This is a genomic window from Amycolatopsis iheyensis (genome assembly GCF_024703995.1).
Taxonomy (GTDB): Bacteria; Actinomycetota; Actinomycetes; order Mycobacteriales; family Pseudonocardiaceae; genus Amycolatopsis; species Amycolatopsis iheyensis.
Genome location: NZ_JAMXQV010000020.1, coordinates 21358 through 43717, shown reverse-complemented (window position 1 = coordinate 43717; position 22360 = coordinate 21358). Strand labels below are relative to the sequence as shown.

General features: G+C 74.1%; 19 protein-coding genes. 8 read left to right on the top strand and 11 right to left on the bottom strand.

Annotated elements, in window-relative coordinates; translation table 11 throughout:
* Nucleotides 1-62 precede the first annotated feature (62 nt).
* The 3 genes from M8542_RS32690 to M8542_RS32675 all read right to left on the bottom strand — a co-directional run bounded on the left by M8542_RS32690 (nt 63) and on the right by M8542_RS32675 (nt 4942).
* Entirely contained in the window at nt 63-1226 is a 1164-nt protein-coding gene (locus tag M8542_RS32690) for a Glu/Leu/Phe/Val dehydrogenase dimerization domain-containing protein (protein ID WP_257924156.1), read from the bottom strand.
* Entirely contained in the window at nt 1223-1825 is a 603-nt protein-coding gene (locus M8542_RS32685; protein ID WP_257924155.1) for a TetR/AcrR family transcriptional regulator, read from the bottom strand. Before M8542_RS32685 ends, M8542_RS32690 begins: the two co-directional genes overlap by 4 nt.
* Before the next feature lie 1419 nt (nt 1826-3244).
* Nucleotides 3245-4942, bottom strand: coding sequence for a TIGR03086 family metal-binding protein (locus tag M8542_RS32675; RefSeq protein WP_257924154.1), 1698 nt, complete (start codon nt 4940-4942; stop codon nt 3245-3247).
* A gap of 87 nt (nt 4943-5029) precedes the next feature.
* On the opposite strand from M8542_RS32675, the gene M8542_RS32670 reads away from it, so the two are divergent.
* Nucleotides 5030-5659 carry a TetR/AcrR family transcriptional regulator gene (locus M8542_RS32670; protein ID WP_257924153.1) on the top strand — a complete coding sequence of 210 codons (630 nt, stop codon included), beginning with the start codon at nt 5030-5032 and terminating at the stop codon, nt 5657-5659.
* A 176-nt stretch (nt 5660-5835) separates the two neighbouring features.
* Nucleotides 5836-6663, top strand: coding sequence for a DUF11 domain-containing protein (locus tag M8542_RS32665; RefSeq protein ID WP_257924152.1), 828 nt, complete (start codon nt 5836-5838; stop codon nt 6661-6663).
* Nucleotides 6664-6722: 59 nt separating this feature from the next.
* Here M8542_RS32665 and M8542_RS32660 read toward each other — a convergent pair whose 3' ends face one another.
* Both M8542_RS32660 and M8542_RS32655 read right to left on the bottom strand, forming a co-directional pair.
* Nucleotides 6723-7475: a S1 family peptidase gene (locus M8542_RS32660; protein ID WP_257924151.1), complete on the bottom strand. Its 753-nt coding sequence runs from the start codon at nt 7473-7475 to the stop codon at nt 6723-6725.
* A gap of 245 nt (nt 7476-7720) precedes the next feature.
* Nucleotides 7721-10453 (bottom strand): ATP-binding protein, encoded by a 2733-nt coding sequence (locus M8542_RS32655; RefSeq protein WP_257924150.1) that lies wholly within the window; start codon nt 10451-10453, stop codon nt 7721-7723.
* Nucleotides 10454-10573: 120 nt separating this feature from the next.
* Between M8542_RS32655 and M8542_RS32650 the strand changes: the two genes are divergently transcribed.
* Together M8542_RS32650 and M8542_RS32645 are read left to right on the top strand one after the other, a co-directional pair.
* Nucleotides 10574-11137 (top strand): hypothetical protein, encoded by a 564-nt coding sequence (locus M8542_RS32650; RefSeq protein ID WP_257924149.1) that lies wholly within the window; start codon nt 10574-10576, stop codon nt 11135-11137.
* Entirely contained in the window at nt 11134-11634 is a 501-nt protein-coding gene (locus M8542_RS32645) for a YceI family protein (protein WP_257924148.1), read from the top strand. Before M8542_RS32650 ends, M8542_RS32645 begins: the two co-directional genes overlap by 4 nt.
* Here the strand turns inward: M8542_RS32645 and M8542_RS32640 are convergent.
* Together M8542_RS32640 and M8542_RS32635 are read right to left on the bottom strand one after the other, a co-directional pair.
* The gene (locus M8542_RS32640) at nt 11627-12283 is read right to left on the bottom strand and encodes a rhomboid family intramembrane serine protease (protein ID WP_257924147.1); all 657 of its coding nucleotides are present in this window, start codon (nt 12281-12283) and stop codon (nt 11627-11629) included. The two genes, M8542_RS32645 and M8542_RS32640, sit on opposite strands and share 8 nt — an antisense overlap.
* Nucleotides 12284-12379: 96 nt before the next feature.
* Nucleotides 12380-13441: a methyltransferase gene (locus M8542_RS32635; RefSeq protein WP_257924146.1), complete on the bottom strand. Its 1062-nt coding sequence runs from the start codon at nt 13439-13441 to the stop codon at nt 12380-12382.
* 176 nt (nt 13442-13617) lie between these two features.
* Here M8542_RS32635 and M8542_RS32630 point away from each other — a divergent pair, with 176 nt between their 5' ends.
* The 3 genes from M8542_RS32630 to M8542_RS32620 are packed head-to-tail and all read left to right on the top strand — an operon-like array spanning nt 13618 to nt 16492.
* On the top strand, nt 13618-14745 hold the full coding sequence (locus tag M8542_RS32630; protein WP_257924145.1) for a hypothetical protein: 1128 nt from the start codon (nt 13618-13620) through the stop codon (nt 14743-14745).
* Nucleotides 14742-15653 carry an ABC transporter ATP-binding protein gene (locus tag M8542_RS32625; RefSeq protein ID WP_257924144.1) on the top strand — a complete coding sequence of 304 codons (912 nt, stop codon included), beginning with the start codon at nt 14742-14744 and terminating at the stop codon, nt 15651-15653. The genes M8542_RS32630 and M8542_RS32625 overlap by 4 nt, the downstream gene beginning before the upstream one ends.
* Entirely contained in the window at nt 15650-16492 is an 843-nt protein-coding gene (locus M8542_RS32620; protein ID WP_257924143.1) for an ABC transporter permease, read from the top strand. The genes M8542_RS32625 and M8542_RS32620 overlap by 4 nt, the downstream gene beginning before the upstream one ends.
* Here the strand turns inward: M8542_RS32620 and M8542_RS32615 are convergent.
* Nucleotides 16485-17288 (bottom strand): esterase/lipase family protein, encoded by an 804-nt coding sequence (locus tag M8542_RS32615; RefSeq protein ID WP_257924142.1) that lies wholly within the window; start codon nt 17286-17288, stop codon nt 16485-16487. The genes M8542_RS32620 and M8542_RS32615 overlap by 8 nt on opposite strands.
* A gap of 127 nt (nt 17289-17415) precedes the next feature.
* Nucleotides 17416-19986 (bottom strand): CHAT domain-containing protein, encoded by a 2571-nt coding sequence (locus M8542_RS32610; protein ID WP_257924141.1) that lies wholly within the window; start codon nt 19984-19986, stop codon nt 17416-17418.
* A 99-nt stretch (nt 19987-20085) separates the two neighbouring features.
* Here M8542_RS32610 and M8542_RS32605 point away from each other — a divergent pair, with 99 nt between their 5' ends.
* A complete protein-coding gene (locus M8542_RS32605; RefSeq protein ID WP_257924140.1) occupies nt 20086-21201 on the top strand; it encodes a S8 family peptidase in 1116 nt (371 codons plus the stop codon).
* Here M8542_RS32605 and M8542_RS32600 read toward each other — a convergent pair.
* Entirely contained in the window at nt 21198-21641 is a 444-nt protein-coding gene (locus M8542_RS32600; RefSeq protein ID WP_257924139.1) for a hypothetical protein, read from the bottom strand. The two genes, M8542_RS32605 and M8542_RS32600, sit on opposite strands and share 4 nt — an antisense overlap.
* Complete coding sequence (locus M8542_RS32595) at nt 21638-22180, bottom strand: RNA polymerase sigma factor (RefSeq protein ID WP_257924138.1); 543 nt, start codon at nt 22178-22180, stop codon at nt 21638-21640. The genes M8542_RS32600 and M8542_RS32595 overlap by 4 nt, the downstream gene beginning before the upstream one ends.
* Between the last annotated feature and the right edge of the window lie 180 nt (nt 22181-22360).

Below are 22360 nucleotides of genomic sequence, written 5' to 3'. Positions count from 1 at the left end.
GGCGGCCCGTCGACCTCGTAGCCGATGTCCAGGTCCGGGGTCCGCGCGACGGGACACCTGCGTCAGCCGAAGCGGGCTTGGATCGCCTCGAGGTTCTTCTCCGAAAGCCGCAGTGCGGCGGTGCGGAGGCTGACGCCTTCGCTCGTCGCACGCTCGAACATGCCGGTGACCAGCTCGCGCATCCGGCTGCGGACCTTGTCGAAGGCTTCGCCGGCGTCGGCGCCGACGTCGCCGAAGAGCGTCCACCACCACCAGGAGTTGGTGGCCGAGTTGGCGACGAAATCCGGCAGCACCCGGATGCCGCGGGCGGCGAGCACTTCCTCGGCGTCGGCGGTGACCGGCATGTTCGCGGCTTCGACGACGAGCTTCGCGGTGATCTTCGCCTGGTTGTCGCTGTCGACGCAGTAGGAGATGGCGGCCGGGACGAGCACCTCGGCCGGCACGTCGAGCCAGGCTTCGGGTGGGAGGAGCTCGTCGCCGGGGCCGAGGTGGTCGCGGTCCAGGCCGCCGAAGCGGTCACGGTGCCGGAGCAGGCGCTCGACGTCGAGCCCGGCCGGGTTGACGACGACGCCCCGGACGTCCGAGACACCGACGACGCGCAGGCCGGCCTCGGCGAGGAACCGCGCGGTGGCGCCGCCCATCGAGCCGAACCCCTGGACGACGGCGCGGTTCGGGCCGTCGAGCCCGAGCATGGCGAGACCGGTGAGGGTGGCTTCGGCGACGCCGAGGCCGCCGACCAGCTCGTCAAGCCCGAGCCCGCCGACCTCGATGCGGAAGGCGTCGGCCAGGCGGCGGGTCGCCGCTTCGCGGTCTTCGAGCAGCGGGTAGACGGCCTGGACCGGGCTGAGCAGCCCGATTTCCGCGATGACGTCGTCGATGACGTCCTGGCGCAGGCCGAGGTCCTCGCCCATGGTCCAGTAACGCTCGATGAGCGGGCGCATGGCGTGCAGGTAGCGGGCGACGACGTCGCGGGCGCGTTCGTCGTGCGGGTCGAAGTCGATGCCGCCCTTGGCGCCGCCGAGCGGGACGTACCGGCCGGTGGGGTCGTAGTTGAGGCCTTCCTTGAGCGTCATGCCGCGGGCCAGGCCGCGGACTTCGAAGAGGGTGCAGCCGCGGCGCATGCGCAGGCCGCCGCTGGCGACCCCGCGGACGAGCCGGTCGATCACGAGGTAGCCGCGGCAGCCGGTGACGGGGTCGGTCCAGGCGACTTCGAGCAGCGCGGTCATCGGAGGGCCGGCGCGGTTTCGCCGAGCTCGTGGGCGAGTGCCTGTTCGACCCACTGGGCGCAGTCGGCGGCGGAGACGGTGTCCTGACGGGCGACGAACTGCACGGCGAGCCCATCGAGAAGAGCGGTGAGCCGCCAGGCGGCCCCCCGCGGATCGGAACACCGAAAGTCCCCGGCGGCGACACCTTCGGCGATGAGCGAGACGACGGCATCCCGCCACCGCAGGTCGAGCCGCTGGACGACGTCGCGCAGTTCGGCGTCCCGCAAGGCGGCGGCACCGGCCTCGATCCACAGCTGCCAGCCGGCGGTGGGTTCGGTGGGCCCGTAGAGGGCGAGCACGGCGGTCAGCCGAGCCCGAACGGGTCCGGCCCGGTTCAGCTCGGCCCGCAGAACGGCGAGGTTCCGCTCGGCGGCTTGGCGGAAGGCCTCGATGATGAGGGTCTCGAGGGTCCCGAAGTGGTAGAAGATCAGGGCGGTGCTGACCCCGAGAACCCGGGCGATGTCGGCGGCCCTCACGCCGGCGATGCCTTGAGTGCGGATCTGTTCGAGCGCGGCGAGCACGATTTCCTCTCGCCTTACTGCCACCGCCTTGCGCCTCATGTCGTCACCGTACCGAGGGGGGTGGGTGGTCGGCTGCGCAAGTGGCTTGGGGCTTGGTGGGCGCTTCCGGGCGGTCGTCTGGTGGGGCCGGTCTTGCTGCGCAGGGGCGGGAGGCTGGCTGCGAGGGCGGATGGGACTTTGGTGGGGTGCTGGTTGTGGTGCGGGCCTGGTGGTCTCGTCGCGGACGAGGTGGGAGGTCGGCCGCGGGGGATGGGGCTTTGGTGGTGGGCTGGTTGTGATGCGGGCTTGGCGGTCTCGTTGCGGACGAGGTGGGAGGTCGGCCGCCGGTGGGGTGAGGCGCGTAGGCGGCGTTGGCCCACGCGATTGTGGGTATGGACGGGATTGTTGAGCGAGAGTTTCGCGCATCTCGGCTGAGTGGCTGGAGTCGGCCGGGCGCGGTTTGTGTTGTGGTGGGCGGGGTCTGGTGGCCGGGTGAGTCCTGCGGCGGGCGGGGCTGATTGGCCGGGTGAGTCCTGGGGCGGGCGGGGCTGGTCGGCTGGTCGCTGGATTGGTCGCTGGGATTTTCGAGCAGCTCGCTTGATCAGCCGGGCGAGGGAATGGGGCCTTGGCGAGGAGGTGGGGCCGGGTGTTGCGGTGGCCGGGAACTGGTGGCCGGGGACGAATTCTGTGGTGGGCGGCCGTGGTTGGCTCGGTCGCCTGGTTGGGCGGGAAGAAGTTATCGAGTGCTTCCCCAACCCTCACTCCGACCTGGGACTCCAGGCCCGCGGCCCTCCGGCCCCCGGCTCTCCGGGCCCTCTGGACCGCCGGCCCTCGGATCCTCGCCTCCGGCCCTTCCGGCCCTCCGGGACCTCCGGCCTCCCAGCCGGCAGGACCCCAGTCCTCCGGGCCGCCGGCCCTGTGGGCTTGCCTGGCTCTCCGGGCCGCCGGCCCTGTGGGCTTGCCTGGCTCTCCGGGCCGCCGGCCCTGTGGGCTTGCCTGGCTCTCCGGGCCGCCGGCCCTGTGGGCTTGCCTGGCTCTCCGGGCCGCCGGCCCTGCGGGCCTGCCTGCCCCTTCGGGCCGCCGGCCCTGTCGGCCCCCGGGATCGCCGGCCCCTCCCAGGCTCCCGGCCCGCCGGCGCTCCGGGGCCTCCGGCCTCCCAGCCAGCAGGCCCCCAGGCCCCAGGCCCTCCGGACCGTCGGCCCTTCCAGGCCCTCCGGACCGTCGGCCCTTCCAGGCCCTCCGGCCCCCCGGGCCCTCCGGCCCCCCCGGGCCCTCCGGGCCCTCCGGCCCCCGGGCCCTCCGGCCCCCCCGGGCCCTCCGGGCCCTCCGGCCCCCGGGCCCTCCGGCCCCCCCGGGCCCTCCGGGCCCTCCGGCCCCCGGGCCCCCGGGCCCTCCGGCCCTCCGGCCCTCCTGGGTCCTCCGGCCCTCCCCGGCCCCGGCCCCTCCGAGCTCCGGCCCCCAGCGACCGAGGCCGAGGCCTCAGGCCGTCCACTTCGGATCGCGGCCCAAGTACCGCAGCAGCTGCGACACCACGTCCTCCCCGGCCACGCCGTCCAACGCCGGGGCGTACGCGAAGCCGCGCAGCGGCTCTGCCAACTCCTTTGCCACCGGCAGCAGTGCTTCCGCCATCTCCTCCGTCAGCGGGGACTCCTGGCCCGTTGCCACCGCGATGTCCCATGCGTGGACCGCCGCGTCCAGCGCCGCCGCTCCTACCGCCACCGGGGCCGGGAGGGCGCCCTGCGGCAAGGGCGTCGGGACCGCGGTCGCCGACGGGGAGACCGTTGCGAACGCCGCCGCCGAGGCTGCCAAGGTTGGCTCCAAGAACGCCGCCACGTTCTTCAGCTTCGGTGACGGCTCGAACGGGTTGAAGGCCGGGCCCGGCTCGCCCGTGATGAAAGCCGCGTAGCCCTGCTGGTCTCCCGCCGCGTGGTGGGCCACCTGTGTCACGTTCCACTCCGCGCACGGCGTCCGTGCCGACCAGTCCGTGACGCCCGCCACCGCCTCGCGCAGGGCCTTGTGGGCCGCCGTCAGCAGGGGCCACGGGGACGACAGACCGGCGAAGAACCTGCGGATGTCGCCCACCAGGACGTCCGTTGCTTCGTGGGCCGCGTAATGGCCCGCGGCGTCTCGGGGGCCGCCGTCGGCCGAGCTGGTGTCGTACGCGTTCCAGCTCACGATGTTCGCGTGGTCGCGGTCGGCGAAACGGCGGATCGACTGGAAGTCGCCCGCGAACATTGCCAGGGCCGTCGGGACCGTCGTCGGGGCCGCCGGGTGCGACGTCGTGTGCGCTTCCTCGTAGTAGAAGCGGATCGACGAGCCGCCCGTGCCCGTCAGCCAGTACAGCGCCACGTTCGCGATGACGAAGTCCGCGTCGAGGTGTTCGCCGAACAGCTGCGCGTTCCACGCCAGCAGCGCGAGCGGCGAGTCGGCGAGGGCGAACGCCAGCGTGTGCGGCTGCTGGCTGTGCAGCTGGTTGAAGGAGAACATGTTCTCGTAGAACCACTGCAGGTGCGCTAGCCCGGCCTGGTCGGCCTCGCTCAGGTCCGCCAGCTCCGCCGGGTCGCCGGACGGGAACGAGAACAGCTGCGTGACGTGCACCCCGACGACCTTCTCCGGCGCCAGCCTGCCGATCTCCGGCGAGATCATCGACCCGCCGTCGTTGCCCACCGCACCGTACCTCTCGTAGCCCAGGCGGCTCATCAGCTCCGTCCACGCCCGCGCCGTGCGGTAGCGGTCCCAGCCCGCCGACCGCGTGGGGCCCGAGAAGCCGAAGCCCGGCAACGACGGGATCACCAGGTGGAACGCCGGCGCCTCGGCCGACTCCGGCTCGGTCAGCGGGCCGATGACGTCGAGGTACTCGACGACCGAGCCCGGCCAGCCGTGCGTGAGCACCAGCGGGGTCGCGTCCGCCCGCGACGACCGGACGTGCAGGAAGTGGATCTCCTCGCCGTCGATCTCCGTGACGAACTGCGGGTACGCGTTCAGCCGCGCCTCGAACGCGCGCCAGTCGAACTTCGCCAGCCAGTGCTCGGCCAGCGCGCGGACGCGCTCGTTCGTGACGCCGTACTCGGCGGGCAGGTCGGCCGGCCAGAGCGCCCGCTGGAGGCGGCCGCGCAGGTCTTCCAGGGCGGACTCGGGGACCTCGACGCGGAAGGGGCGAAGGGCGGGGACCGGCATGGCTAGCTCCTCAAGACTGGAACGGAATGGTTCGTTCCACGACTCTAGCAGAGCGGAACGGTCCGTTCCAGTGCTAATCTGCGACACATGCCAGAGACCGCCCTGCCCGGCCGCCGCGGCCAGGCCGCCCGCAACAACCTGGTCATCCTCGACGCCGCCCGGCACGTCTTCATCCAGGACCCGAAAGCCCCGATCGCGCAGGTCGCCGAGCGCGCCGGCGTCGGCATCAGCGCCCTCTACCGGCGCTACCCGAGCAAGGAGGTCCTGCTCTGCACGATCTGCCACGACGGCCTGCTCGAGTACATCGGCGAGGCCGAGTTCGCCGCCGACGAGCCCGACGGCTGGAAGGCGCTGACCGGGTTCCTCGGCCGGGTGGTCGACGCCGACGTGCACTCGCTGACCGTCCACCTCGCCGGCACGTTCACCCCGACCGAGCAGATGGGCGCCGACGCGCGGCGGGCCAACGAGCTGACCACGGAGCTCTTCGCGCGGGCGCGCGAGACGGGGCGGCTGCGTGAAGACGCCGTCGTCGAAGACCTCGGCATGATCCTCGAGTGCTGCTCGGCGATCCGCGTCGACGACCGGGAGCGCACCGCCGAGCTGCGCCGCCGGTACCTGGCGCTGCTGATCGAGGGCCTGAAAGCGGGAAACGGCCCGGATCTGCCCGGTCCGCCGCCGCGCCCGGGTGAGATGAACGGCCGCTGGCACCCGTCCTGACGGCCGTGCCGCGGCGCGTCCGGATGGCGGTAACGAATTCCGGGAGTGCGACGACTGATCAGCGTCGGGAGTCCACGAATACCACGCAGTATCTGTCAGAGCGGCATTCCCCGGACCGGAACAGCGAGACCACGACTATGCACAGAAGCTGGCGACGGACCACGATCCTGTCCTCGGTGGCCGCACTGGCCACGGCGTTCCTCGCGCTGGCGCCCGCCGCGCAGGCGGAAACGCCCTCGAGCGCCGTCGAAGTCAGCACCTCCACGGTGCTGCCGGGACAGACGTTCACCATCTCGCAAACCATTCACAACGACCGCGATTTCACGGTGACTTTCGCGAAGGGCGCCATTTACGGCACCCCGACCGCGATCGTCGACGTCGTCGACGTCGTGTCCTGCACCAACACCACGGCGGTCGGCTGCTTCCAGGCCGGCAGCAGCTACCGCGCCGCGTTCGGCGACCTCGAAGCGGGCGGCACGAAGACCACGGTGTGGACGCTGCGTGTCAAGGACACCGCGGCGCCGGGGTCCTTCACGCTCCAGCACCAGTTCGTCGGCGACAACTACGCGTTCGACACCCTCGACGGCCCGGTCATCACGGTCGGCAACCCGTCGAACATCGCCGACGTCAAGGTTTCGCTGGCCGCGACCGGCCACGGCGGGCTGAGCGCGCGCATCGACTACACGTTGACCGTGACCAACACCGGCCCGTCCGCGGCGTCCGGGATCCGGGTCGTGGCCACGTATCCGTCGGGCCTGTCGTTCGGCGGCGCCACCGGCTGCGCCCGCGTGGGCAGCACCCGGACGCTGAACTGTGACGTCGCTTCGCTGGCCTCGGGTACTTCGGCGACGGCGAAGTTCTCGGCCAACGGCGGCCTGCTGGCGCTCGGCTCGTACACCGCGACCGCGCAGCTGGCGGCCAGCTCGCCGGCGGATCCCAACAGTGCCAACAACAGCGCGTCGAAGACGTGCTCGGCGCTCACCGGGCTCATCGTGACCTGCTGAAGGTCGTGAGAGGTGAACCGGGCTCGTGTCCTCCGCCAGGGACACGGGCCCGGTTCGCGTCAGCCGGTGACCGAGGCGTACAGCTTCGCGATGTCGTCGTCGAAGTAGGCGCTGTAGGACACGTCCGGGGTGTCGCCGCCGAGCTGGTAGCCGCCGATGACCCCGACGACCGCGCCGCCGGTCACCCACGGGCCGCCGCTGGTGCCGTCGGGAAAACCGGGGCAGGCGACGCGTTGCTGGAACGTGTCCGAACGCGTTGTGGTCCCTTCGCAGACCACCGGGGAATCGCTCGTGTCGGGGTAGCCCGTCAGGGTGATCCGGTTCGTGAATCCGCGGTCGACGCCGAGCACGTTCGCGCCGGTGAGGCTTTCCAGTGAAGCGGTGGTCCCGGCCTGCTGAACGGTCAGGAACGCGAAATCCAGATCCGGATCGGCGGCCGAAGTCCAGCCGGCCGCGACGGCGACATCGGTGACCGTCCACATTCCCAGCGGCGCGACACCGTCGTGATAACCCGGCACGAACGCCATTCCGTCCTTGACGCAGTGCGCGGCGGTCAGCACGAGATCGCCGGTGGTGGAGTGCACGACGCTCGCGGTGCAGAAATGGCTTCCGTTCGCGAACAACGCGCCGATCGGGGAAGTGGTTTTCGCCGGGGTGGCGGCGGGCGCGGGACCGGCCGGAACCGCGCCGACCGAGCCGGCCGCGTAGGCGTCGTCGGCGGTCGTGTCCGCGCCCGCGGCCAGGCCGGCGCCGAGCACCAGCAGGGTCGCCGCGGTCAGCGCCGCGCGCCGGAGGAACTTGATCGCCACCACCCCAGATCACCACAACGTCGCCGGAATGGCAGTGCGGCGAGGGCGATGCACAGCGACTTCACAGCGCCGGCGGGGTCATGGCCGGGCCTTGTGACGAGCTCGGTGCGCTCGCCCGACGGGGCGGTCATCGGGTTCGAGGTCGCCGGTGCAACGCGGTCCGCGAGCGGTCGCCCGGCGCGGCCATCCGGCCCCTGGCCTACGAGCCGCCGCGGCCGAAGCCGGGCGAGTGCGGGTGGTGGCCGGCTTCAGCGAGGCGTGAGCCCCCGCCGGTGGACCCAGGCCGCGACTTCGGTCCGGTTCGCCAGCCCCAGCTTCGCCAGCACGCTCCGGACGTGGCTTTCGACCGTCCGCTCGGAAAGCACCAGCCGGTGGGCGATCTGGCGGTTGCTCAGCGCGTCGGCCACCAGTGCCGCGATCTCGCGCTCGCGGCCGGTCAGCGGGTCGGCCGCGGTGCGGACGCGGTCGAGCAACGTCGTCGCGTCGCGCAGCCGGCCCGGCATGCCGAGCCGCCGGGCCTCCTCGGCGGCCTGGCGGGCCAGCGGCTCCGCGCGCCGCGGCTCGCCGAGGGCCTCCCAGCACGCCGCCAGGCCGAGGCGGTTGTGCACGACGTACGGCCGGGCGCCCAGCCGGGCGTCGCAAGCGATTGCGTCCTCGTACCACCCGACCGCTTCCTCCCGCTTGCCCAGGAGGGCGGCCAGGCGGGCCGACCAGCTGCTGGAGCAGTCGCTGCAGAACGTGCCCGCGCCGCCCGAGCCCATCGGGGGTGCGCCGGTCAGCTGGTCCGCGAGCCAAGCCGCCGTCTCCAGGTCCTCGAACGCCTCCAGCAACGGCAGCAGATTCGGGCCGATCCCGGGTGAGTGGCCGATGAAGTCCGGGTCGCGCAGCCGCGGCCGCAGCGCGTCGTAGCCCGCCTGGGCCTCGTCGCGCCGGCCCATGACCAGGGCGCTCAACGGCCGGGAGACGATCGTGATCGGCAACGGCGGCGCGATGGCCAGCAGCTCGTCGTACCCCTCCGGCAGCTCGCCCGGGTCGCCGACCAGCAACGCCAGCTGGAGCGCGAACGCGAACGACATACCCACCGTGGACCGGTCTTCGGCCAGCTCGGTCACCGCGACCTCACCCGCGAGCCGGTTGAACTCCCGCGCCTCGGCGAACGCGCCGCGGTAGGCCGACACCGACGCCCGCAGCCGCAGCTCGTGCCACCGGACCAGGGGCAGCCGGGTGGTGCCGGCCAGGGCCGAGATCGCGCCCAGCTCGGCGTCCACCACCGGGATCGTGCCCACCTCGAACGCCGCGTCCACCCGCCACTTGTGCCCCCACAACGCCACCAGCGGCCGTCCGGTGCCGCCGAGTGACACGGCGAGGGCGCCCAGGCGCAGCCGGTCGGCCAGCGCGAGCTCGGTCGGGCGGATCTTCAGCCGCGCGCGGACGGCGTCGATGCGGGCTTCCTCGTCGCCGGACAGCTCGGCTAGGGCGAGGGCTTCGTCGGCGATCTCGACCGCCTCAGCCGTCTTCCCGGAGTCGGCCGCGACCGAAGCCGACTGCGCGAGCAGCTTCGCGCGGACGGCGGGGTCGGCGTCCGGGCCGAGCGCGGCCAGTGCCGACGTCGTCAGCTCGGCCATCCCGGGCAGCAGGTCCGGCGCGGCGGTGTCCCGGACGACCAGCGCCGCCGCGACGACCAGCGCCGGGTCGGACGTCAGCGCGGCCGCCTCGCGCGCGTGCTCGAAGCTGCGGGCGAACCGCCCCGCCCGGTACTCCGCGGTCGCCAGCTCGACGAGCAGGGTGGGCAGCCCGTCGTGGCCGGCGCGGCGGCGGCAGTCGAGCGCGAGCGCCAGGAAGCGGGCGGCTTCGGTGAAGGCGAACGTCCGGGTCGCGTCGCGCGCCGCGGCCTCGGCCCACTCCGCGGCCCGGGAGAAGGTGTCCGGGCTCGCCGTGGCCCGCAGCCAGTGCCCCGCCACCACCCCGGCGAGCGCCGGGTCGGGCCGGTGGGCCAACGCCTTCGCCGTCCTCGCGTGCAGCTCTTCGCGGACGCCTTGGTCGAGGTCGGCGTAGATCCCGTCGCGCACCACCGCGTGGGCGAACCGCCGCGACCCGGCGACGGCGGGCAGCAGCACTCCGGCCCGCACCGCGCGGTCGAGCGCCGCGACGACGTCGGCCACCGGCCGCTCGGCGACCTCGGCGACGACGTGCGTGTCGACCTCCTCGCCGAGCACCGAGGCGATCGCGAGCAGCTCGCGGGCGCCCGAATCGAGCCCGGACACCGCGGTCCGGACGAGGTGACGCAGCTCGTCGGCGCCACCGCCGGTCTCCGAGGAACGGGCGACCGCCTTGAGGTACAGGGGATTCCCGCCGGACCGCCGCAGCGCGTCGGCGGCGTCGACGCCGGTGCGGCCGACCTCGGTGAGGTAGGCGCGGACGTCGGTCTCGGTCAGCGGGTCCAGGCGCAGGCTCTCGGTCCCCGGCCGGCCCAGCAGGTCGGGCAGGGCGTCGAACAGCGGGCCGGCCGAGCCGGTGTCCCGGTACGTGGCGACCACGGCGAGCCGCGACCGGCGCAGCTCGCCGGCGAGGTGCCGCAGCAGCCGCAGGGACGCGTCGTCGGCCCAGTGCAGGTCTTCGAGGACCACCACCAGACCGTCCGGTTCGGCCGCGGCGACCAGCGCGTCGGCGGCCGTCGCGACCGCCCGGAACCGGGCCGCGACCAGGTCTTCGCCGTGGTGGCCGTCGAGGTCGACGAGGACGTGCGAGACCGCCGGGAGCACCCGCCGCCACGGCCACAGCGGCGGCGCGCCCGGGTCGTCGACGCACCGGCCCCAGACGGCCGCGCGGCCGGTGACCGTCTCGACCAGCCGCGTCTTGCCGATCCCGGCCGGCCCGCCGACGAGCACCAGCGCGCCGGTGCCCGCGGCCGCCGCCGCGAGCCACGCGCGCAGGTCGGCCGCGGCGGCGGCCCGCCCGACGAACGGCTCGCTGCGCGTCACCCGAGCAGTATCCCCTCCGCGCCGGGTTTCAGTGCCGTTCTCCGTACTGGCACTGATGGCCGGCGCGCCGGTTCGGCCGAGAGTGCTCTCAATGCGATGACCAGCGAAAAGGAGCACGACATGCACGCCACTCTCCACCAGTTCCGGCTGCCGCTCGGGACGGCCGGGGCCGAGTTCGGCGACGGCGCCGTCGGCGCCGGCACGCTCACCCAGGTCGCCGGGCTGACCGGCGCCGTCCTCACCTTCTGGCCCGACGCCGCCCGCGCGGCCGAAGCCGCCGCGCGCCGGCCGGCCGGGACCACCTGGCTCGACGTCGGCGTCTACCGCGTCGCCGAGGTCCAGTCGGCGTCGGACGCGGCCGCCTTCGCCCAGATCACCTGGTTCGACGGGCCGCGCAGCGCCGACCAGTCGGCCGCCGAGATGCGTGCCGGCCGGGAGCGGGTCTGGCCGGCCGTCCGCGACCTCGACGGCATCGGGACCACCTACGTCCTGCTCGCCGAGGACCGGGCCCTCGTCGTCGTGTCCTTCGCCGCGTCGATCGACGCGATCGAGGCGACGCAGCGGGCGATCTCGGCCACCGAGCTGCTGCCGGGCGAGGACCCCGCGCTGCTGCCCGGCCCGGACCGGGTCGACCTGCACCGCGTGCGGTCCGCGGACCTGCCGGCGCCGGCGGGTGCGCGATGAGCCCGCGCACCGCGCCCGCGTTGCGCACCGGCACCTGGACCGTCCTGAGCGGACGGACGACGGCGGCGTTCGAGGTCCGCAACTTCGGTGTCAACCGGGTGGCCGGGACGATCCCGGTGCGCGCGGGCGGCGTCGAGGTGACCGGCGGCGAGGTGACGGCGGTCCGCGCCGAGCTCGACCTCGGCGCGCTCGACACGAAGAACCCGCGCCGCGACGCCGACCTGCGGAAACCGAACCTGCTCGACAGCGGCGCCCGCCCCGGCATGACGTTCGAGTCCACCGGCGTCCGGCGCGAAGGCGACGGCTGGGTGGTGACCGGCGAGCTGCGCCTGCGCGGCACGTCGTGCCCGCTGACGCTGACCGTCTCGCGTGACGGCGAAAGCGTTCGCGCGACCGGCACGTTCGACCGGGCCCCGCTGGGCATGCGGGTGCCGCGCGTGGTGATCGGGCGGCACGTCCGGATCACCGTCGACGCGGGGTTCGAGCCGCCTAGGTGAGGTCCTTGGGAAGCAGGGCGGTCGCCGGATCGGGGGCGGCGACCGCCTTGGGCCGCTTGTCGCGGAACAGCCAGCCGCCGACGATGCCCCCGACGAAGCCGAACATGTGCCCCTGCCAGCTGACGCCTTCTTCGCCCGGCAGCAGCGAGGCGAACTGGTAGGCGAAGCACAACGCCATCACCAGCCCGAGCACGATGTCGATCAGGTGCCGGTCGAACAGCCCGCGCACGATGATGTAGCCGAAGTAGCCGAAGACCAGGCCGCTGGCGCCGACGGTGACCGAGTTCGACGGCGAGATGAACCAGACACCCAGCCCGCTGGCGACGATGATCAGCACGCTCACGCCGAGCCACTTCTTCACCCCGCGGTAGGCGGCGAGGAAGCCGAACACGAACAGCGGCCCCGAGTTGCCCTCGATGTGGCCCCAGCTCTGGTGCAGGAACGGCGCGCTGAAGATCTCCGGCAGCGACGCCGGGTCACGCGCTTCGATGCCGAACTCGCCGCTCAGGTCGTAGCCGGTGGGGGCGTTGACCAGCTGGATCACCCACAGCAGCGCCAGCAGGCCGACTATCACCCACAGGGCTTTCTTGGCTTCGGCGATCATGGCCTCGGCGTCGCCGCGTGGTGTGCTTTCGCTGGTCGTGCTCATGTGTCCCCTCACTCCCGCTGCGCCGAGGATAACCGGACAGCGGGTGCGAGCGCGGGATTCCGGACCGACCTGTGACGTGGTCCGTCGCCGGGATGTCTACTGTGGACTGAGCCGCCAGAGTGACGTCACCTCGGCCGCGCGGGCCCGGTGCAGCGGATCCGCCGGGTCGAGCGCACGCGGGTGCCGGGGCGGCGTCTCCGTCCGGTCGACGACCCGCAGGCCCGCCGCGGCGATCCAGCCGAGGAGCTGCTCGCGGGTGCGCAGCCCCAGGTGCTCGGCCAGATCCGAGAGCACGAGCCACACCTCACCCTCCGGCGTGAGGTGCCGCCGCGCGCGGTCGAGGAAGCCGCGGAGCATCCGGCTGCCCGGGTCGTACACCGCGTGGTCGAGCGGGCCGCGCACCCGGCCCGGCAGCCATGGCGGATTGCCCACCACCAGCGGCGCCCGGCCGGGCGGATACAAGTCCGTCCGCACGACCTCGGCGCGCTCGCCGAACCCGAGCCGCGTCAGGTTGTCCACCGCGCAGGCGACGGCGCGGGGATCGGCGTCCGTCGCCACCACTCGCTCGACGCCCCGGTGAGCCAGCACAGCGGCGAGCACGCCGGTGCCGGTGCCGATGTCGAACGCGAGGGTCCGGGTGGGCAACGGCGCCGAGGCGACCAGGTCGACGTACTCCTGCCGCACCGGTGCGAAAACGCCGTAGTGCGGGTGGATCCGCGCACCGAGCGCGGCGACCGGGACACCCTTCCGCCGCCATTGCGCGGCGCCGAGCACGCCGAGCAGCTCCCGCAGCGGCACCGCGGCGGGCACGTCGAGGGGGCCGTAAACCGCCGTGCACGCGGCGCGGACGTCGGGCGCGCGCCGCAACGAGACGACATGGCCCGGGTCCAGGGGCACGTAGAGCAGCGAAAGCAGCCGGGCCCGCCGCGCGCGGTACGCACGGTGGCGGGCGTAGTCGTCGGCTGGGGGCGGGGAGAGCCGGCGGGACAGGGTGTCCAGGAGCTGCCGGGCCGCGGGGTAGTCCCCGCGCCAGAGCACGACGGCGCCGGAGGACACCGCGCGGAAGGCGGAGAGGCGGTCGTCGGCGGGGACGGCCGTCCGGGACGGGGGTGTGAAGAGCCGGCGATCGGGTTCGCCGGGCACGACGAGCTGAGCCACGGGGGGTTTCCGTTCTTGCTGCGGGCACGCTGAAGAACCCGCGTGAGGTGCGGGTGTGCGGGAGTTGCCGGAGCGGGAACTAGCTCAGGACAGCAGCATGAACGGGTGTCGTCACCCCTCGACCATAGCGGCGGACCGGCGGCCATGGCGTACAAAGGACGCAGAGGTGATGCCGGATGACGCCCTCGGTGGTGCGGCACGAAAAGCGGCGCCGGTGGGCCGTCGTCGCCGTCGTGGCCGCGGTGCTCGTCGCCGTGCCGTCGGTCGTCGCCGCGCTCGCCCCCGGCGGGGCGCCGGCCGACCCGGGCAAGCTGCGCGCGCTCGTGCTCGCCTCGGCCGCCCGGCCCTACCAGGGGTACGCCGAAAGCGTCGGCTCGCTCGCCCTGCCCGAGCTGCCGAACCTCGCGCCGGTCACCGCGCTGTTCTCCGGGCGGACGCCGATGCGCGTGTGGCACGCCGCGCCGGACCGCTACCGCGTCGACATCCTCGGCACCGCCGGCGAACACGACGTCTACCGGCTGCCCGACGGCGAGTACACCTGGGACTACGGCGACAACAACCTCACCGAGCTGATCGGCGAGCCCGGCGTCCGGCTGCCGCGGGCCGGCGATCTGCTGCCGCCGGAGCTCGGGCGGTGGATCCTGCGTGCCGCCGAGGCCGACCCGGTGAGCGCGCTGCCCGGGCGGAACGTCGCCGGGGTCGCCGCGTCCGGGCTGCGGCTGATCCCCGCCGACCCGGCCACGACTATCGGGCGCGTCGACCTCTGGGCCGACCCGGCGACCGGGCTCGCGGTACGCGTCGAGGTGACCGCCCGCGGGCAGGCCGCGCCGATCCTGGTCACCGAGTTCCAGCAGCTGGAGCAGACGACGCCGGTCGTCGACGCGCCGCGGCCGGTGCTCGGGTCCGGGTTCACCGTGGCGAGCGCGCCGGACGTCTCGGACACCCTCGGCGCGTTCAGCCAGGCGCCGCTGCCCGCGACGCTCGCCGGGCGCCCGGTGTCGTCGTCGAACTTCGGCGGGGTGCAGGGCGCCGCGCTCTACGGCACCGGGCTGGCGTCCTTCGCCGTGGTCGCCGTGCCGCGCAACGTCGCCAACGCGGCGAGCGACGCCGCCGGGAAGGCCGGCGCGGTGCAGGTGAAGCTGGCCGCCGGGACCGTCGTGCAGCTGTCGATCACGCCGCTGTCGCTCGCGATCGCCCGCTCGGCCGTCTCCCGCCGCTCGTACCTGCTGGCCGGGCCGGTGACGGCCGACGTGCTGAAGGCGGCCGCCGACGAGCTGTCCCGGCTGCGCCGGAGCTTCCGATGATCGTCACGCATGCGCTGACCAAGCGGTACAGCACCACCCTGGCCGTCGACGCCGTCGACCTGTCCGTGCGCGAAGGCGACCGCTACGGCTTCCTCGGCCCGAACGGCTCGGGCAAGACCACCCTGGTCCGCATGCTGCTCGGCCTGGTCTACGCGACCAGCGGCGAGATCGAGGTGCTCGGCAAGCCGGTGCCGAAGCGCGTCGCCGAAGTGCTGCCGGACGTCGGCGCGCTCGTCGAAGGCCCGGCCGCGTACCCGCACCTGTCCGGCCGGCGGAACCTGGCGCTGCTCGACGCGGCCGGGCGCGGCGGCGGGCGGCGCACCCGGCGGCGTCGCATCGACGAAGCGCTGGAGCAGGTCGGGCTGGGCGGGGTCGACCAGCGGCCGGTGAAGGCGTACTCGCTCGGCATGCGGCAGCGGCTGGGGCTCGCCGGCGCGCTGCTGCGGAAGCCGCGGCTGCTGATCCTCGACGAGCCGACCAACGGGCTCGACCCGCAGGGCATCAAGGAGATCCGCGAGCTGCTCGTCGAGCTGAACGCGGCCGGCACCACGGTGTTCCTCTCCAGCCACCTGCTGGCCGAGGTCGAGCAGCTGTGCACCCGCGTCGGCGTCGTCGACCGCGGGCGGCTCGTGCTGGAGGAGGACCTCGCGACGCTGCGGGCGGCGACCGGCCGGGTGCTGGTCGGCACCCCGGACGCGGCCGCCGCCGTCGCGGTCCTCGACGGGCAGCTCGAGTCCCGCGACGGCGACCGCCTGGTCATCCGGCACGGCGACCCGGCGGCGCTGAACGCGCTGCTCGTCGAAGCGGGCGTGCGCGTCTCGTCCATCCACGCCGAACGACGGACGCTCGAACAAGTCGTCCTCGACGTCACCGGGCCCGGGTCGGACCGCTTCGGGGAGGCCGGATGATCGGCGTCGAACTGCGGAAGCTCGCGCTGCGGCCGCGGGTGTGGGTCAGCGTGCTGCTGCTGTGCCTGCTGCCCGCGATCGTCGGCGTCTTCCTGGCGACGGCCGACTTCGCGCCGCCGCCCGGGCAGGGTGGGGCGTTCCTCTCGGCGGTCGTTTCGGACGGCGCGCTGTTCCCGGCCGCCGCGCTCGCGCTGGTGCTGCCGTTGTTCCTGCCGATCGCGGTCGCCGTCACGGCGGGCGACGCGATCGCGGGCGAGGCGTCGACCGGCACCCTGCGCTACCTGCTGGTGCGGCCGGTCGGGCGGACGCGGTTACTGGGCGCGAAGCTGGTTTCGCTGGCGGTGTACGTGACAGCGGCGATCGTGATCGTCGTGCTGACGTCCCTGGTGCTCGGCGTGATCCTGTTCGGCACCGGCGGCACACCCGGGGTGGCCGGCCCGGGTGAGCAGCCGGCCGGCGTGACGTCGTTGTCGGGGCAGTCGCTCAGCTCGTCCGGGCTCGGCCTGCGGCTGCTGGGCGCGGTGACCTACGTCGTGGTGTCGATGCTCGGGTTCGCGGCGATCACGGTGTTCCTGTCCACGGTGACCGATTCGGCGCTCGGGGCGGCGCTGGGCGGGCTGGCCGTGCTGATCACGAGCTCGGTGCTGGAGACGCTGGACGCGGCCGCGTCGGTCAAGCCCTACCTGCCGACGCACTACTGGCTGTCGTGGATCGACTTCTTCCGCGATCCCGTGCTGTGGCGCAACATCGACCACGGGCTGCTGCTGCAGGCGGGCTACATCGTCGTGTTCTTCGGGGCCGCGTGGGCGAACTTCGCGACGAAGGACGTCACTAGCTGAGGCAGTCCGTGGGCGCTTCCAGCGGCGTCGTGCCGAGGGCCTGGAGGACGAGCTCGGTGACCGCGGGGTCGGTGGGGAGGTCGCCGTGGGCGGCCTGGTTGCCGGGGCAGACCTGCTGGAGGGCGACGTTGACGGCGCCGTCGAGCCGGGCGGAGTCGGGTGGGGTGACCGTCTCGTCGAGCTCCGTCCAGACCGAAAGCCACGGCAGCGACGGCGGGATCGGCTCCTTCGCGAGCTCCTGGAGGAGGGCGCTGCCGGGGGTCAGCTGCACGCACGCGGTGGGGCAGGCGCCGGGGACGAGCGCGCCACCCGCCGCCGCCAGGCCGGTGCCGTGCATCGGCGCGCCGAGCGTGACGACCCGGCGGGCCTGGTGCGCCCCGCCCTGCCGGCTGACCCAGAGCCGGGCCACGACACCGCCGGCGGAGTAGCCGACGACGTCGACCGACGGCGCGCCGTCCGCGTAGGCCTGCTCGACGGCGTTTTCGAGGACGGCGGCTTGTTCCAGCAGGTCACCGGTGCCGTCGCCGGCCAGGGTGAGGACGTCGGCCGGGCGGCCGGTGGACTGCCGGATCCGGGCGGCGAGCTCGTTCAGGGCACCCTGGCCACCGCCGTACCCGGGCACGAGCAGCACGGGTCCGGGCCGGTTCTGGTCTGGTGTCCCGGCCTGCGGGGCCGGGCTGGTGGCCGAGCTGGCGAGAACGGTGGCGCCGACCCCGGCCACGACCGCGACGGCGACGCCGCCGAGCATCAGGCGTCGCCGCGGGCTGATGCCGTGCCACCAGGCCGTGATCCGCACCGTTCCATGATGACCGGCCGGAGGTGAAGGAAGCCGTAACTCGCGTGACGGAATCCGGAACTCGCGTGATTGAAGCCGGAACTCGCGTGATTGGGGGCGTTACGGGCCGGATCACGCGAGTTACGGGTCAGCCCGCGCCGTAGCAGACGTAGCTGGCCGCGACTGGTGAGTCCAGGAGCTCGGCCTGGGCTTTGGCCAGGGCTGTTGCCGGTGGGAGGCCGGTGGCCAGGTGGCGGTGGTGGCGGAGCATCAGGGCGCGGCCGGCGTCGTCGGGGATGGGGAGGACCGTGGCGACCAGGCTCGTCGTGCCCAGGGACAGCAGCGCCGAGGCCAGGCCGAGCAGCTCGTCGCCGGCGTGGACCGCGGAGCGGCCCGAGTCGCAGCCCGACAGCACGACGTGCCGGGGTGGGCGGGTCAGGCGTTCGAGGTCGTAGACGGTCAGCGGGCCGTCGGCGAGCTGGAGCGAGGAGAACAGCGGGTTGTCGGTGCGGAAGCGCCCGTGGGCGGCGATGTGCCCGAGCGCGACGCCGTCGAGCGCGTCGAGGACCGTCTCGACCCGGGCGGTCCGGCCGGTGAAGCGCCGGGCGCCGGGGTAGCGCCGGGCGAGGGCGGCCACCTCGGCGGCGGCGTGCGGCAGCCCGGGCCCGGCGACGACGACGTGGTCGCCGGCGGTGCTCGGGGCGCCCGTCGCCGCGCGGTGCCAGAGCGCTGCCGAGGGGGCCAGCGACACCGGGCGTCCGTGGCAGCTCGGCAGCACCGGCCACGGCAGCTCGTGCAACCGCCCGGTCGGCACGATCACCAGTGGGCCGTCGCCGAGAGACAGCGGCGCCAGCAGCAGATCGTCCAGACGGCGGGCCGTGCGCGAAGCCAGCCCGGCGACCGAGCCGAGGCCGAAAGCCAGCCGCCGCAGCGCGAAGCGCAGTTCGTCCAGCCGTTCCGCCGCTTCCGCCGCCGGGCCCAGCGCACAGCGCCGGATCCGGTGGCCCGACACGATGATCGCCGTCAGCCTGCCGTCCAGGTCCAGGTACTCCACCAAGGTCGCGGGCCCCAACGTGGCGGCCAGCTCCGGGCGGGACGGCAGCCGGATGTCCGAAGCAGACACTCCGGTCGCGTGCCGGGCCCGGTCGCGGACCGCCTTCTCGAGCCGGGCCTGGCGCCGCAGCAGCACTCGCGGATCCGACGTCCCTTCGGCGAGGTCGACAGCGACCTGCCGCAACGCCGCCAGATCCGCGGCGAGGGCTTCGTCGCCGGGTGGCCGGGCCGGGCGCAGCCGGAGCGCGGCCGCGTGCCCGCGCTCGGCCCACCGGAAGACGGCCTCGGGCCGCTCGGCGAGCCGCAGCCCGAGCCCGGTCAGCTCGCTCGCGTGCCCGGACGCGTGGGCACGCAGCTCACTCGCGCCGAGCCCGGCGCGAAACCGGTCGATCACCCGGACGCCGGCGCGCAGGGCGGCGTCGGCGCCCCGCCGGTCGCCGTGGACCAGCCGCAGCAACGCCGTCGCGTGCCAGGCCCGGGCCCGCACCTCGGCCGGCCCGCCACGCCCGGCGCGGCCGATGGCCGTCAGCTCTTCCTCGGCGAGCTCCGGTTGCCCCAGCTCCAGCGCCAGCGACGCGACGATCAGCCGCGCGTCCAGCGCCGCGACGACCCACCCCGCGTCGGCCAGTGCGGCGACCGTCCGCCGGCCGGACCGCAGCATCGCCGCCGTCCGGTGCCCGCTGTCGCGCCGCGCCCGCAGCGACAGGTAGCCGCCGAGGGCCGCCCAGCCGGGACGGCGTTGCCGCGTCGCCGACCGCCGGGCCAGCGCGGCTTCGCGCACGGCCGTCGCGGGATCCCCGGCGACCAGCGCGACCTTCGCGAGCACCAGCCGCGCCTGCACGAGGTCGACGGCATTGCGCCGGCGCTCGTAGTCCGCGACAGCGGCCAAAGCGGCTTCGCGCGCTTCGGCGACCAGACGCACCGAGAGGAGCGCCTCGGCGCGTTCGATCGGCAGCAGGCCGGGGTCGGTCCCGGCGTCCTCGTACCGCGACGCGGCTTCGTCGTAGGCGGCCAGCGCCGCCGGGATGTCGCCGCGGACGGTCGCGGCGAGCCCGCGGTTCTGCCACACCATCGCCGACCGCCCGAGGTGGCCGGTCGCGGTGAACCCGCGTTCGGCGTGGCGCAGGTCGTCCTCGGCGCCCCGCCAGTCGCCGAGGCGGGCCAGCGCGATGCTGCGATTGGTGCGGATCGTCGCCTCGATGAGCGGGTCGCCGCCCGCCGCGCGCAGGACGTCGAGGGCGTCGGCGAACCCTTCGGCCGCGGCTCCGAACCGGCTGATTTCGGTGAGCACGACCGCGCGTTGCATCCGCAGCCGCGCGGCCGGCGGCCCGGACAGCTCCGGCATCGCCCGGTCCAGCTCGCGCAGGGCCTCGGCGGTGCGTCCGGTGAGGGTCAGGACGTAGCCGAGGACGCCGCGGGTCTGAGCGGCCCGCTCCAGCAGCCCGGCGCCGTCGGCGATCCGCAGGGCCGCGCGCAGCCGGGTTTCGGCGTCGGCGAGCCGGCCGACGGACACCCCGGCGAGCCCGAGCGCGTGTTCGGCGACCGCGGCGGCTTCGGCCTGTCCGTCAGCTTCGGCGCGGGCGGCTTCGGCCAGCGCCCGCGCCCGGGCGGGATCGGTGAAGGCCAGGTCGGCGGCGGCGACGGCCTTGGCGAGCGCGTCGGTCATCGGGTCTTGTGCCCGCTTCGTCCGCTGTGTATCAGGAGAGGGAGTTCGGGGATCGGGTCACCGACCCGTTCACCCATGATCGGTCCCGGAGGGGGACAGATGACCCGATACCGCCATCGCGACGGCGAACTGCTGGTCCATGCCGACGATTGTGACTCGATCCGCGCCGAACTGGCAGGGTTCGGCTATCACCAGGACGGGGCCGCCGGCCCGGTCCGCCGCTTCACCGGCACCCGCCCGGTGCCGGAGGTGCTCGCGGGGCTGCGGGAGCCGCGCCTGGTCGCGCCGAACCACGTGTTCGGCGCGGACCGGATCATCTGGAACCAGCTGCGCCCGATGCCGACCACCGACGAGCTGACCCCGGTGCCCGCCGGTGCCATCCGCCGGTACGTCGGGGTGATCGACACCGGCATCGTGCTGCACGACGGGCGCCCGCACCCGTTCCTGGGCGATCGCGTCCGCTACGAGCCGGAGGACACCGCCCGGGTCGTCCGCGACGACCACGGCGACCCGGTCGGCACGGCCGGGCACGGCACCTTCGTCGCGGGCGTGGTGCTGAAGTACCTGCCCGCCGACGTCGGCGTCCGGATGAAGGGCGTGATCGACGAGCAGAGTGGCCTGACCGAGGACCTGGCGGTGGCCAACGCCATCGACGACCTCGGCGCCGAGGGCGTCACGCTGATCAACATGTCGTTCTCGGGCGAAACCTTCGAGGACGAGCCGCCGAAGGCGATCGAGGACGCGCTGCGCCGGCTGCCCGCGGAAACCGTCGTGGTCGCCTCCGCCGGGAACCGGGGGCTGCGGCAGCGGGTCTACCCGGCCGGGATCCGGTTCGGGCGGACGTTCGACGGCGACCCGGACGATGGCCGGCATGCTCGCGTGCTCTCCATCGGGTCCACCGACCGGACGCGGAAGGTCGCCGACTTCAGCAACTACGGGCCGTGGATCGCCGCGTACGCCGACGGCGTCGAGGTGCTCGGCCCGTACTTCCACCCGGGGTACCCGAGCCCGCCGCCGGAGGCGCCGCCGTTCAACGGCTACGCGGTCTGGAGCGGCACGTCCTTCTCGGCCGCGATCGTCACGGGCCGGATCGCGGCGGTGATGGCGACGGGCAAGTCCGCCCGGGACGCCGCCACCGAAGTGCTCAAGGCCGAAGACCCGATCACCGTGTACGACGTGAACGGCAGCCTGGACGTGCCGTACGTGCGCGGTTAGAGGCTCGTCCAGCCGGTGGTGACCGCCGTGCCGTCCGCGGCGGTCACCTTCACCCGGGTCGGGCCGCTCGGCAACCCTGTTGCCGTGAACCAGCCTTCCGCGTCGATCGGGCGGACGATCCGCTCGCCCGCCACCTCGATCACCGCGTCGCCGGCCGCGCCGGTCACCAGGCCGCGCAGTGCCACCGCGCCCGCCTGGTACTCGACCTGCAGCTCCAGCGTCACCCGGGCCGACTCGAACGACAGCAGCCGGACGTCGTCGTCGGCCGCGCGGACCGTGCCCGATGCCGCCAGGGCCGAGTCGAAGGACAGTTCGGCCAGCTCTGCGTCGAGGTCGCGCGTCGTCAGCGCGGCGCGGGCCTGGCGCAGGACCAGGTCCGGTACCGGGTCGGCCTGGGTCGCGACCTGGCGCAGGCGGGCCATCAGCTCGTCGTCGGTCATGGCAGGTCCTCCCGGGCGACGCGCTCCCGCAGCCGGCCCAAACAGCGCTGGCGGGTCGGGCCGATGCTGCCGATCGGCATGTCCAGGGCCGCCGCGACCTCCGCGTACGACGGCGGCGGTGTCGCCATGAGGACCCGCAGCAGCCGCCGGCACTGCTCCGACAACGTGGCCAGCGCCCGCCACAACGCGGCGTCGCGTTCGTCGAGCAGCAGGGCCGCGTCGACCGCCGTGCCGGGGGCCTCCTGCTCGGGCCAGTCGCCTTCGACCGGGCGTTCGCGGGCCGCGCGGCGGATCTGGCGCAGGCATTCGTGCCGCGCGGTCGTGGCCAGCCAGCCGGGCAGCCGGTCCGGGTCCTTGATCCGGCCGAGGTGCTCGACCAGCTTGAGCCAGGTCGTCTGGACGACGTCGGCCGCGTCGGCGTCGGAGAGCCGGTGGGCGCGGGCGATCGACCAGAGCAGGCTCGAGTACTCGTCGACGAGGGCGTCCCAGGCCGGCTGGTCGCCGCCGGCGGCCGATTCGAGCAGCGCCCTGGTGTCCACGTCACCTCCGCTTGACCCGCTCAGCCTAGCCAGGATCCGGTACACCACGGGGGTACTCCTTCACGGTCTTTCCCCCCGCTCAGCCGATCCGGTGACGGGCCGGGAAATACACCGTTCGCGCTGAACCGGCGTGCGCCGGCCGCCGTGTGCCCGGTGGGAGTGTGGAGAAGAACCGGGGTG

Excerpts from the sequence above, each read along its gene's own strand:
- M8542_RS32600 (WP_257924139.1), bottom strand. The coding sequence starts at position 21,641 with ATGACCGACGACGAGCTGATGGCCCGCCTGCGCCAGGTCGCGACCCAG.
- M8542_RS32625 (WP_257924144.1), top strand. The coding sequence starts at position 14,742 with ATGATCGTCACGCATGCGCTGACCAAGCGGTACAGCACCACCCTGGCC.
- M8542_RS32645 (WP_257924148.1), top strand. The coding sequence starts at position 11,134 with ATGAGCCCGCGCACCGCGCCCGCGTTGCGCACCGGCACCTGGACCGTC.
- M8542_RS32605 (WP_257924140.1), top strand. The coding sequence starts at position 20,086 with ATGACCCGATACCGCCATCGCGACGGCGAACTGCTGGTCCATGCCGAC.
- M8542_RS32685 (WP_257924155.1), bottom strand. The coding sequence starts at position 1,825 with ATGAGGCGCAAGGCGGTGGCAGTAAGGCGAGAGGAAATCGTGCTCGCC.
- M8542_RS32650 (WP_257924149.1), top strand. The coding sequence starts at position 10,574 with ATGCACGCCACTCTCCACCAGTTCCGGCTGCCGCTCGGGACGGCCGGG.
- M8542_RS32610 (WP_257924141.1), bottom strand. The coding sequence starts at position 19,986 with ATGACCGACGCGCTCGCCAAGGCCGTCGCCGCCGCCGACCTGGCCTTC.
- M8542_RS32670 (WP_257924153.1), top strand. The coding sequence starts at position 5,030 with ATGCCAGAGACCGCCCTGCCCGGCCGCCGCGGCCAGGCCGCCCGCAAC.
- M8542_RS32640 (WP_257924147.1), bottom strand. The coding sequence starts at position 12,283 with ATGAGCACGACCAGCGAAAGCACACCACGCGGCGACGCCGAGGCCATG.
- M8542_RS32690 (WP_257924156.1), bottom strand. The coding sequence starts at position 1,226 with ATGACCGCGCTGCTCGAAGTCGCCTGGACCGACCCCGTCACCGGCTGC.
- M8542_RS32630 (WP_257924145.1), top strand. The coding sequence starts at position 13,618 with ATGACGCCCTCGGTGGTGCGGCACGAAAAGCGGCGCCGGTGGGCCGTC.
- M8542_RS32675 (WP_257924154.1), bottom strand. The coding sequence starts at position 4,942 with ATGCCGGTCCCCGCCCTTCGCCCCTTCCGCGTCGAGGTCCCCGAGTCC.
- M8542_RS32620 (WP_257924143.1), top strand. The coding sequence starts at position 15,650 with ATGATCGGCGTCGAACTGCGGAAGCTCGCGCTGCGGCCGCGGGTGTGG.